We start from the raw sequence: 11,231 nt of genomic DNA, 5'->3' as shown, positions 1-11,231 counted from the left end.
AGCACCGTTGGCGATCGTGCGCCAGTACATCGAGCAGCAAAAACGTCCGCTCTAACGTGCACGTCAGAGCAGTCTTGAGACGCATTCATCCCCGGTGTGAACGCCGGGGCTTTCCGCAAGAGTCCCGGTAACGCGGCGTTGAGGAGGATCACGGCGAACACGCTCAGGGCGAACCACCGGGCTTCCGTGACGCCCCTGCACCGGCGGGCCAGTTCCCTGCGGACGGACCGGGCTTCGCCGGCGCTCTCCTGGTCGTGCTGCTCCAGCATGCTGTTGCCGTGGCTCCTTGCCGCTCGGGACACCCTGCGGCCAATCCGGTTGCGAGGCCGACTTGTTGGGTGATCACTGCCCAGGAGACACTTCTACAGCAATGTAGATCGCGGTGCGGAGGGCAGTCCGATCTTCGGCTTGAGCGAACTCGCCGTCGTCCCTGTCACGGTCGTCGTGGCGGTGGGCATCAGGAAGCTGCCCGAGCTGACGCGGTCGGCCGGCAAGGCCGCCCGGACCCGCCCGATTGCCTCACGGATGCCGGCACAGGGGCCGCACCGCCGAGCAAGCGCGGCGCACGGCCTCACCGCCGGAACCAGGGCGCGACCGTTCAACCGCGCGTTACGGCTGCGACGTTGCAGGCCTGTCACCCGTACGACAGACCGCGTCAGCGGGCTGCGTGCGGCTCCGTCGCCGGCCGGGACGTCTCGGCGTCTCCCGTCGTGGTCTGCATGATCGGGGTGCCCGGCTCGGCCGAGGCGTCGGCGGGCCGGGGTGCACCGTCTTCCTTCATGGCCTTGGCCTCGCTCTTGAGGATGCGCAGGGACTTGCCCAGCCCCCGTGCCGCCTCCGGCAACTTCTTGGAGCCGAACAACAGGACGATCATGATCACCACGATCAGCAGGTGCCAGGGTTCCAGTCCGTTGCGGAGCATCACGCCCCCTTGTCTACGCTCGACATCGGTACGTGCCACGGACGCCGTACCGCCTGCCTTCGTTGCCGTCTTGCGCAACTGTACAACCACGAAGTCGGGACCGGCTGTCCCGCCAGGCGAGTCGGATCGATCAGGGGCATCCGTGAAGGCCGGCGCCGGCCCGAGCCCGGTCGGCGGCGCCGGGCAGAGACGGCCGCACGAGCCCGGCGACCGGCTTCGGGCGGGTCGGAACCGCACGCGCAGCGCGGCGAGAACGGCACTGCCGGCCGCGCTCACGACGACTGCGCCCGGTGCGACCCGCCCGGTTGCCTCACGGATGCCACCATATGGTCCCGATGTGGCCTGATCGCCCTGGCACTTGGCGAGAACCAGTAGCCTTCCGCCTGCGTCGTCGGCCAGTGTGCCGGCGATGCGAACCGTGGGGGGACCGCGTGAGCAGCGAGATCTACTTCAGCCACAACTACCGTGATCTGTGTGAACGCAGCGGCACAGGCGCCGGCTTCCAGTTCGAGTTCTCGTGCTCGCGCTGCTTCGACACCTGGCGTTCGCCGTTCGAAGCGTACGCAGGTGAACGGGCCGCCAGTTGGCTCAGGAAGGGCACCGACGTGGCCTGGAGCCTGCTCGGCAACACGGGCAGGGCGGTCACGTCAGCGGCCGACGGGCTCGCGGGGGCCGGCTGGGGCCAGGCCCGCGACCAGGCCTTCCAGCGAGCCATCGGCAACGCGCAGGGGCATTTCAACCGCTGCGCACGCTGCACCGACTACGTCTGCGGGCGCTGCTGGAACGCCGCGCAGGGACTGTGCCTGCACTGCGCCCCGGACACCGCGGCCGAGGCCATGGCGGCTCAGCAGCGCGGCCTGAACGACATGGCCTCGCAGCGGGCCCACGCCGCGGGACAGCACGGCGGACAGAACTACGACCCCACCGCGGCCCGGCAGCTTGTCTGCCCCCAGTGCAGGACCGAGACCCACGGAGCCGCCTACTGCTCCGGCTGCGGCTATCACCTGGCCCAGTCCGACCGGTGTGCGTCCTGCTCCGCCGTGGTACCGGACGGAGCGGCATTCTGCCCGGGATGCGGCACGCGGCGGTAGGGCAGTGCCGCGCTGCACGCCTGCGGCCCCGGCACGCGTGCAGCGCAGCCAGCGGTGGACACTCGTGCCGGCGCGGGAAGGGCGTCACGCCGGGGAAAGTGGAGCGACGCCGCTCGGCCGCCTCACTCGTCGGAGTCGGGCTTGCCGCGCGCGGCCGCGTACGCCTGGGCCGGGGTCATGGCGACGCCGTGGAGCGAGACGGTCCGGTAGGGGCTGACCTCGGCACAGGTCTTGGCCTGGTCGGCGGTCTGGGCGTGGGCATTGGCGACGGCCGCCTTCGTGTCGGCGGGCGCGGCGGTGCCGCCCGGATAGCTCGTGCCGCTGGGCCAGTCGCTGCCGATCACCAGGGTCAGACCGTCACCTGTGCCCTGCTTCAGGTGGGCGGCGGGCAGGTCCAGGGCCTTGGCTGCCGTCTTCGCCTCGCCCTTCCGGCTGGGGCCGTAGGTGAGGGTGGTGGTGGTCGCGGGGCTCGGGGCGTTGGCCGTCGTCGTCCCGGAGCTGAAGCCCTGGCCGGTGAGCGCGGTGGCGATCGACGAGGCGCGGCCGGTGATGCCGGTGCCGTTCTCCACCGTCACGGCGACCTCGGAGGCGGGCACCGCCGAGGCGGTGGCCCCGGCGGTCGCGGCGGCCGCCACGGACTTCTTGCCCGAACCGGTCGTCAGCGACTGATCGTCGGCGATCGCGGCGAACAGCGTCTTCGCGCCCGTGCCCACCACCACGCGGTTGCTGTCGTTCGGATCAGGGGCCGTCTGCATCGTCGCGAAGGTCATCCGCTTCGTGGGGACCTTGTTCAGGTCGGCGGCCAGGCCGATCAGCTTCGTCACGCTGCCCAGGCCGTCGTCCACGGTCAGCGCCTTGGTGGCCGCATCGGCGAGTCCGTAGACCGCGGTGGGGTCGGTGAGCGTGCCCGCACTCTTGAACTTGCGGATCATCGAACTGAGGAAGATGTGCTGCGAGACGGTTCGGCCCAGGTCGCTGCCGTCGCCGAAGCCGTGGCGGGAGCGGACGAACTGCAGCGCCGCCTCGCCCGTGAGGGTGTGCGTGCCCTTGGAGAGCTTCAAGTGCGAGTAGGTGTCGTAGACGTCGTCGCTGACGCAGACGGAGACACCGCCGACCGCGTCGGACATCTTGACCACGCCGGAGAAGTCGAGCTTCACGAAGTGGTCGATGGGAACGCCGGTGAGCTGGTGGACGGCGGCCACCTGGCAGGCCGGTCCGTACTGCAGCGCACTGTTGATCTGGCCGCGGTAGCCGGCCGTGGACCGGCCGCTCCCACTGTCCTTGCAGGCCGGAATGTCGGTGATGGTGTCGCGCGGGATGCTCATCACGGTGGCGTTCGAGCGGTCGGCGGATATGTGCACCACCATCTGCACGTCGGCGTTGCTGCCGGTCTGCACGCCGGTCTGCGAGCAGCCGCCGCCGAGCTTGCAGTCCGCCTTGCTGGTGCGGCCGTCCGAACCCATCACGAGGATGTTGATCGGGGTGCGCCCGAACGCGTCCGCCTTCTCCGTGCCGCCCTTGCCGTCGAGCGAGACGCTGTTGATGTTGCCGTTCAGATGCTGGTAGAACCACCAGCCGGCGCCGGCCGTCCCCATGACCAGGACGGCCAGGCACACCACGGCGATCTTCAGCGCCCGCCCGCCGCGGCGGGCCCGACGGGCCCGGCGCCGCGACCGCCCGGCGTCGCGGGAGCGGGAGGCCGCCCGTCCCGCGGCGCGGCCACCCCTCGGCCGATCGCCGTCAGGACCGCCCGTCCGCTGACCGGGGACCTGGGCGTCGCGGCTCTGTGTAACCTGGCTGCCGGGGCCGTCCCACGGGTCTGTCATCTCCCACTCCCATGAACGGTTCGGGCCGGCCTTCGAGGCACGGCCGGGCGTCAGCGGCGGTATACGGGCAGGCGAGGCGAACACGCCACCTTGCTTGCATAGTTGCGCAATCTAACAAACCCACGGCGCGGGCAGCGCAGCCCGTGGGGCGATTCACGCGTGAGGCATCTCATAGAACCGCCGTCCAGGCCTGGGCCTGCTCACGTGATGCGGCGCGGTGACACAGGGGCCCGCCCGTCCTGTCCACCCGGGCGATCGCTTGCATGCCGTCGGCCGACGCGGCATCGAACGCCTTCGGCGCTCTCGTCCTGCTCACGGCCCTTCCCGGCACGGCACTCTGCCGGCCGGAGGCGGACGGAGAAGATCAGCGCGTGCTCTTCCCGAACCGCGCCGTGATCCACGCGGCGCCGCGTTCGGCCAGGGCCCGCCTGTGCCCCGGCGCGACCTGCGCCCCGGCCGCCCTGCTGTCCGGGGATCCGACGCCTCTGCCCGGGCCGAGAGCCCTTCCCGCCTTCGGCCGGTCGGCAGCGCGGGACACCGGCGATCGCTCGGGCCGGACTCCGGATCAGGGCCCGTTGCCGCCTCGGCGCCCGGACCGTGCCCTTGCCGCCAGCAGGGCCGATGCGTAGAGGGCCAGGACAGCGACGAGCAGCAGGTAGTACACCGGTGGCAGAGCGGTCAGACCGAGCACCGGCCCGAGTGGTGAGGGGGGCAGTGCCAGGCCGATCGCGGCCAGCGCGAGCGCGGCCCGGGTGACCGGGCCCGACCTGCGGGTCTCGGCGGTACGGCGGCCTGCGCGCAGCAGCACCATCACCAGGGCCTGGGTGAGCAGGTTCTCGGTGAACCATCCGGAGTGGAAGACCGTTTCGTCGTCGCCGTTCCCCGGCCGGTGCACGGCGAGTGCGAGGACGCCGAAGGTGGCCAGGTCGGCGACGGCGTTGAGGACTCCGAAGCCGGTGATGAATCGCAGGAGGTCCCGTGGGTCGAGCCTGGTCGGCCGGTGCAGCACGGCGGGGTGGGGACGGTCGTGGGCGAAGGTGAGCTGGGCGGCGTCGAAGAGCAGGTTCTGCATCAGCACCTGCGCCGGAAGCATCGGCAGGAAGGGCAGCAGCAGACCGGCGGAGAGCATCGCGAGGACGTTGCCCAGGTTGGACGACAGGGTGACGCGCAGATACGTGGCGATGTTGCCGCCCGCGTGGCGGCCCGCCGCGACGGTGTGGGCGATCGCCGTGAGGTCCTTCGCGGCGAGCACCACGTCCGCGGCTTCCCTGGCCACGTCGGCGGCCTCCCGGGGGGCGATACCGACGTCGGCGGCGCGCAGGGCGGGCGCGTCGTTGACCCCGTCGCCGAGAAAGCCCACCGTGTGCCCGGCGGTCCGCAGGGCCTGGGTGATCCGTGCCTTGTGGTCCGGGGTGCAGCGCGCGAAGACGGTCGTACGGACGGCGGCTTCGCCGAGTTCGGCGTCGGAGAGCGTGTCGACGCGGTCGGCGGTGAGCACGGCGTCCTCGCCGACGGGGATGCCCAGATCGAGGCACACGCGCACGGCCGTACCCGGATGGTCGCCGGTGAGGACCTTGACGGTGACGCCCCGGTCGGTGAGCACCCCGAGCGCATCGGCGGCGGTGGGCGCGAGCGCGTCCCGCAGGGTGATCAGACCGCGGAGGACGAGGCCGCGTGCGTCGGACGGCAGGTAGTCGCGCCCGCGGGCGGAACGCTCCGCGGTGGCGACCGCCAGGACGCGCACTCCGCCGTCGGCCTGCCGGGCGGCGAGGCCGCGCAGCCGTTCCCGCTCGTCGTCACCGAGGGCACAGCGTTCCAGAACGGCCTCGACGTCGCCCTTGACGACCAGGGTGTGCCGGCCGAGCCGGCCCGGTGTGCGGACCACCACGGTGGCAAGCCGGCGGTCCGGGGCGAAGGGCACGGCCGCGACACCGTCGTACGCCATCAGCTCGTCCTCCTCGGCCGCGTCCAGGATCGCCTCGTCGAGAGCGTCGGGTTCCGGCAGGTCGGCGAGTTGCAGGGTCCACCAGGCGTTGACGGCAGCCCAGTGGAGGACTTCGGGGTCGTCCCGGCCGTCCGGGTCGAGGGCGCGATCGGTGACCGGCCGGTCCTGGGTGAGGGTGCCCGTCTTGTCCAGGCACAGCACGTCCACGGCGCCGGCGTCGTGCAGGGCGGGCAGCCGCTTGACGATCACCCCGTGGGTGCGGGCCAGCAGCGAGGCACCGCGGGCCAGGCACAGGGTGACAAGGACCGGCAGCATCTCCGGGGTCAGCCCGACCGCCACCGCCACGGCGAACGGGAGTGTCTCCAGGCCGCGGCCACGCAGCGCCGCGTTGGCCATCAGCACCAGCGGCGGAGTGACCAGCATGAACCGGATCAGGATCCAGGAGATGCCGTTCACGGACCGGTCGAAGGCGCTCGACTCCGGCCGGCCGGCCGTGCGGTCGTGTGCGGCCGCGAACCGGGTGTGCGCGCCGGTCGCGGTGACGACCGCGGTGGCACTGCCCGAGGCCACGCTGCTGCCCTGGAAGCAGTACTGCGGCTGTTCGAACTCCCCCGCTCCCGGTTCCGCCCGAGCCAGGCGACCTCCATCGCCGCCGGTCGCGCGAGGCAGGTCGTCGGCGGATCTGGCGACGGGTGCGGACTCTCCGGTCAACGCGGACTGGTGCACCGTCAGGCCGCTCGCCCGCAGCAGGCGGACGTCCGCCGGCACCAGGTCGCCCGGTCCCAGCCGGATCACGTCGCCGGGCACCAGCTCGGCCACGGGCACCTCGCGGGTCGTCGCGGCGGCTTCGTCGTCGGAGCGCCGTACAACGGTGGCGGTCGTGGCGACCAACTCACGCAGTGCGGCCGTGGACCGGTCGGCCCGGTGTTCCCCGGAGGCGCGCAGCGCACAGCTGACCACGACCAGCAGGAGAATCACGGAGGCCGTACCCCAGGCGAAGACGGCTGCCGAGACCAGACCGAGGCACCCGAGCACCGCCGTGAACGGATCTCGCAGGCTGCGGACGAACAGGCGCGGCCAGGAGGCCTCGCGCCGGTCCGGAGCAGCGTTCCCGCCCAGCCGGGCGAGGCGCTCCTCGGCCTGCGCCTCGGTCAGACCGCGCGGGCCGCTGTCCAGCCGACGCAGCACCTCCAGCACAGTCGGCACGGAGACTCTCGGTGCGGCCCCCTCGACGGGCGCGCATACGGCCGGAGAGCCAGATGTCGCGGTGTTCCGGCCAAAGGCCGCGGTGGCCTCAGCCACCGGGCCCGCGCAGCTCGCGCACCGGCGCGAGCGCGTGCTCGGAACGTGCGGTCAGCTGTCCGACCATCACCCGCACCACAGTGACGATATCGGCGTCGTCGACGTAATAGATCTGCCGCCGGCCCTCGCGGCGGGAACGCACGAGCCCGGCGAGCTTCAGCTTGGCCAGGTGCTGGCTGACCGCGGGCAGCGCACCGCCCACCCGGTCGGCGAGATGTGTCACATCGCACTCGCCCTGCGACAGCGCCCACACCAGGTGCAGCCGGGCCGATGAGGCGAGCAGGCCGAACACGGCAGCCGCCTCGACAAGGACTTCGGCGGACGGATCCTCGAAACCACCGACGTTGCCCTGCACAGCCCTCTCCCGTCTGCCCGCTGCACAGCCGACGCCCGTGCGCCGGCCCAGTCTAGGGCCCGATTTCTCGGCCTCAGCGCGCCGATGGCACACCCGCACCTTCTCGCCGGGGCCCGGCGACCGAGCGGAGTTTCCGGTCCGCGCAGTAGTGGCAGGCCGGTTCGGTGCCGCCGTCCTGCCGACGACGCGGCTCCGGCCTGGTGCACCTGCTCGAAGCCGCGGCCGCGGCTCGCGCCTCGGAACCGAGTATCGGAGAGATCATCCAGACCTTGCCGGGGACCAGGGTCGGACCGGCCTGGACCTCCCGGTCGACTCCGTCGTACGCGCCGCCTCCGTTGCTTGCCCCTCCCTTCTTCGCTGCGATCGACGTGACCGAGCCTCTGTCAGTCCCCGAATTGCGCGATGTCATGGATGAGTCACAGCACCTCGACGGCTCGTCTGCACCTGGGGTGCTGCGATCGGCGGCTCCCTGGTTCTGCTCATCGGTTACCGCATCCTGTTCGGTGATTCGCGGGACTGATTCGAGCGAGCGTCCCGGCCACGGCCGGCCGCCTCCCTGAACGGCCAGGCTGTCCGGCCGGGAGGCGGCCTTCCGCGGTGCTCATGCGTCAAAGGGGTAGTCCCTGGCCGGGGCTTCGACCAGGGTGTACGCGGTGGCCTTCAGCCCGAACGGACGCCTGCTGGCCGGTGCCGCGTGGAATGACGGCGGCGCGGTGCGGTTGTGGTCCCGGAGACAGATGGGTGACAGCGCCGGTCCGGCCGGCGCTGGCCGCGGTGCTCCACTGGAACGCGTTGCGCTTGCGGCCCCCGGATACACGCCCTCGCCGGTCACATGGACGCGAGGGACGTCGAGATGCGGTGCAGCCGCTCGGCCCAACTGCCCCTCTCCGGGGAGCTGGAGGGGTGTTCCCGGGACCTTTCGCGTGTCTGCTCTCTTACATCGGCATCGCTTGCGGCAGTTGTTGTTCGGTCCAGACGTACTTCTCGGAGGTCTCGTAGCGGGCACCCCAGCGGTGAGTCAGGGCATTGACCAGCTGAAGGCCGCGCCCGCCCTCGTCGGTGTCCGTGGCTCGGCGGACGTGAGGCGTGGTGAGGCTGCCGTCGGCTACTTCGCATACAAGGACATCGCTGCGCAGCAGGCGGAGGCGGATAGGGCCCCGTGCGTAGCGGACGGCGTTGGTGACCAGCTCGCTGACGATGAGTTCGGTGGTCATCGTGAGGGCGTCGAGATCCCAGCGGGCCAGTTGTTCGCGGATCAGTGCACGGGCCTGGCCTGCGGCACGTGGTTCTTCCGGCAGGGTCCAGCTGGCCATGTCGGCGGCGTCCAGTGAGTGAAGACGGGCAATGAGAAGGGCGGCGTCGTCGGCTGTGTTCGACAGCGTCGGCAGCAGGTTCGCGGTCAGGGCGTCGCACAGCCGCTCCAGCGGCGTATCCGGCGCGGGGTGGACGACGTGCCTGGTCTGGTCATGGTCGGCCTGGGCAGTGTCACCGTCCGTGTCGGGCTTGTTCAGCGCCTCGGCGAGGGTGCGGGTGAGGAGGGCCATGCCTTGGTCGATGGTCCGTGTGGCGGTCTGGGCCAGGCCGTCGGTGTAAAGCACCAGCAGGCTGCCGTCGGGGACGTGCAGTCGGGTGGTTCCGAAGGGGGGATCGCAGACTCCCAGTGGGGAGTTCGGCTCCAGGTCCAAAAGGCGCACCGTGCCCTGTGGATCGACCAGCGCGGGTGGAGGGTGGCCGGCTGCGGCGCAGGTGCAACTGGCGTCGGTGGGGTCGTAGACCGCGTACAGGCAGGTGGCGTAGAAGTCCTCCCCGAGTTCGGCGACGAGGTCGTTGAGGTGGGCCAGGAGGTCGTCCGGGGACAGTTCCAGGTCGGCGAGTGTGTGGACCGCGGTGCGCAGTCGGCCCATGGCTGCCGCTTCGCAGAGACCGTGGCCCATGACGTCGCCGATCACCAGGGCGACGCGTCCGGATGACAGGGGCAGGACGTCGTACCAGTCTCCCCCGACGTCCGCGGCATCGCCGGCAGGGATGTAACGGGCTGCAGCGGTGAGGGCGGGCACCGTGGGCAGAGCACGTGGGAGGAGCCCTCTTTGGAGCTCACGTGCACGGAGGTGTTCGGCATCGTGAAGCCGGGCGCGTTCCAGGGCCTGGGCGATCAGTGCGCTGAGTGCGGTCAGCAGGGTCTGCTCCGCCTCGTCGAGCCGGCGTTGGTCGGTGAAGGAGATCGAGCATGCGCCGATCGATCGGCCGGAGGCGATGAGGGGCAGGAAGGCCCACGACTTCTTGCCGGAGGCATCGATGCGGTGCGCCACGTGCGGGTAACGGCGGATGTGCTCCTGCGCGGTGTCGATGAAGAGAGGGACACCGCTGTTGAGGACGTCGCTCACCGGTGAAGCGGCGGAGACCAGCTCGGTTTCCACCATCTTGGTGAAGCTTTCCGGATAGCCGATCGCGCCCACGATCCGGACGCGGTTCAGCCTGGCTTCCTCAAGGAGTCCGATCGTCAGGCCGGAGGCTTTGAAGGGCGGCAGCACGTGCTGGGCCACCGCCGAGACCACATCCTGAACCGTCAGGGCCCCGGACAGGGAAATGGTCAGATCCTTGATCCGCTCGGCCTGCTCCACAGCCGCCTGGTGCGCCCGGGCGGCTTCGGCCTCCCGGGCCTTCGACTCCGTGATGTCGCAGATGTGTACGGCCGTGCCGTCAGGCACCGGCCCGAGCCGCAGGTGGTACCAGCGCCCGTCGGTGGGTCGTTTCACATCGAACCCGCCAGGCAGGCCGCCGGCAGCGGTGCGCTTGCAGAAGTCTTCGACGACCCCCTCGCCCTGGAATGTCCTGGCGGCCTCCCAGAGCAGATACCCCACAAGGGTTTGGGCGGATCCGTCTGCAGTGAGGAGCCGTTCTGCCGCCGCGTTGGCGTAGTAGATCCGCCATTGGCCGTCCACGAGCAGGAGTGCGTCGGGCATCTCGTGCAGGGCCCGGTTCACACGGCCCTGCGACGGATCGGTATCGCTGGGCAGCGGGTCTGCTGATGGGGTACGACGCTCGTTCACACCCGACCTCATCCTCCGTGACCGCTACACCCCCTATACACCTATTACTGCACATGCGCCGCTATTACTGCACATGCGCCGCCTGGGTGCTCGGCCTGTCGTCCTGGCCGGCCGCCGGATCTGCATTCCGCGTGGTCCATGGCCTGCGGCCTCGGGAGCACACCGGCCGATGCCGCACGCCTGTGCCGCACTCGCGGCCACCGCCCTGCGCCGACTGTGCAGGCACCGCAGCGTGCTCACCTACCGGCTGTGCGGCACCCACGCCGACGGCACCCCCTGCGAGAAGGTGCCGAACGAACGAGGTAACCCAGGGCGGTCGGGATCACAGGTCCAGCAGGGCCTGTTCGACAGCCTCGGTCAGGGCCGGGTGGATGTACAGCACGTCCCGGCCGATCCGGTCCACCGTCAGACCCAGCGTCATCGCCTGGATCAACGGCTGGATGAGCGTCGCAGCCTGCGGTCCGATGATGTGCGCGCCCAGGATCGTACGCTCAACAGGGTCCGCCAGGACTTTCACGAAACTGGTGGTGTCCTCCAGAGCCCACCCGTACGCGGTATCCGCGTAGTCACGGACACTGGCCACGTATTCGATCCCGCGCCGACGCGCCTCCTGCTCGGTCAGTCCGACACTGGCGATCTGCGGGTTCGTGAAAACCGCATGCGGCGCAACCCTGTTGCCCAGGGTGCGCACGTCCTGCGGATGGAGCACGTTGTGCCGCACGAGCCGCGACTCGGCATTG

The 11,231-nt window shown here is 70.8% G+C and carries 8 protein-coding genes and 2 pseudogenes; 3 read left to right on the top strand and 7 right to left on the bottom strand.

The features are described 5' to 3' along the window. Positions 1–119: 119 nt before the first annotated feature. Positions 120–269 (bottom strand): annotated as a pseudogene (locus ABT085_RS37055) (ion transporter); the annotation flags it as partial. 139 nt (positions 270–408) lie between these two features. Between ABT085_RS37055 and ABT085_RS46840 the strand changes: the two are divergent. Then, positions 409–723: a twin-arginine translocase TatA/TatE family subunit gene (locus ABT085_RS46840; RefSeq protein WP_502982894.1), complete on the top strand. Its 315-nt coding sequence runs from the start codon at positions 409–411 to the stop codon at positions 721–723. Here the strand turns inward: ABT085_RS46840 and tatA are convergent. Further along, positions 656–922, bottom strand: a complete 267-nt coding sequence (gene tatA / locus ABT085_RS37050) for a Sec-independent protein translocase subunit TatA (RefSeq protein WP_351618459.1) — start codon at positions 920–922, stop codon at positions 656–658. The two genes, ABT085_RS46840 and tatA, sit on opposite strands and share 68 nt — an antisense overlap. A 431-nt stretch (positions 923–1,353) precedes the next feature. Between tatA and ABT085_RS37045 the strand changes: the two genes are divergently transcribed. Beyond that, complete coding sequence (locus ABT085_RS37045; RefSeq protein WP_351618456.1) at positions 1,354–2,013, top strand: zinc ribbon domain-containing protein; 660 nt, start codon at positions 1,354–1,356, stop codon at positions 2,011–2,013. A 122-nt stretch (positions 2,014–2,135) separates the two neighbouring features. Here ABT085_RS37045 and ABT085_RS37040 read toward each other — a convergent pair whose 3' ends face one another. The 3 genes from ABT085_RS37040 to ABT085_RS37030 all read right to left on the bottom strand — a co-directional run bounded on the left by ABT085_RS37040 (position 2,136) and on the right by ABT085_RS37030 (position 7,441). Then, entirely contained in the window at positions 2,136–3,839 is a 1,704-nt protein-coding gene (locus ABT085_RS37040) for an LCP family protein (RefSeq protein WP_351618453.1), read from the bottom strand. A gap of 565 nt (positions 3,840–4,404) precedes the next feature. Beyond that, complete coding sequence (gene mgtA, locus ABT085_RS37035; protein ID WP_502982893.1) at positions 4,405–7,086, bottom strand: magnesium-translocating P-type ATPase; 2,682 nt, start codon at positions 7,084–7,086, stop codon at positions 4,405–4,407. Next, positions 7,079–7,441: an ArsR/SmtB family transcription factor gene (locus tag ABT085_RS37030; protein WP_351618443.1), complete on the bottom strand. Its 363-nt coding sequence runs from the start codon at positions 7,439–7,441 to the stop codon at positions 7,079–7,081. Before ABT085_RS37030 ends, mgtA begins: the two co-directional genes overlap by 8 nt. Before the next feature lie 442 nt (positions 7,442–7,883). On the opposite strand from ABT085_RS37030, the pseudogene ABT085_RS37025 reads away from it, so the two are divergent. Next, a pseudogene (locus ABT085_RS37025) lies at positions 7,884–7,961 on the top strand (GlsB/YeaQ/YmgE family stress response membrane protein); the annotation flags it as partial. Positions 7,962–8,376: 415 nt separating this feature from the next. Here the strand turns inward: ABT085_RS37025 and ABT085_RS37020 are convergent. Continuing rightward, positions 8,377–10,404: an ATP-binding SpoIIE family protein phosphatase gene (locus tag ABT085_RS37020; RefSeq protein ID WP_351618440.1), complete on the bottom strand. Its 2,028-nt coding sequence runs from the start codon at positions 10,402–10,404 to the stop codon at positions 8,377–8,379. A gap of 409 nt (positions 10,405–10,813) precedes the next feature. Next, positions 10,814–11,231: oxidoreductase dimerization domain-containing protein (locus ABT085_RS37015; RefSeq protein WP_502982892.1), on the bottom strand; the 418-nt coding region annotated here is incomplete at its 5' end.

Source organism: Streptomyces sp. NPDC002265 (assembly GCF_040296125.1).
Classification (GTDB): Bacteria; Actinomycetota; Actinomycetes; order Streptomycetales; family Streptomycetaceae; genus Streptomyces.
Note: the sequence above shows the minus strand (reverse complement) of the source record. Positions and strands in the feature narration are given on the sequence as shown.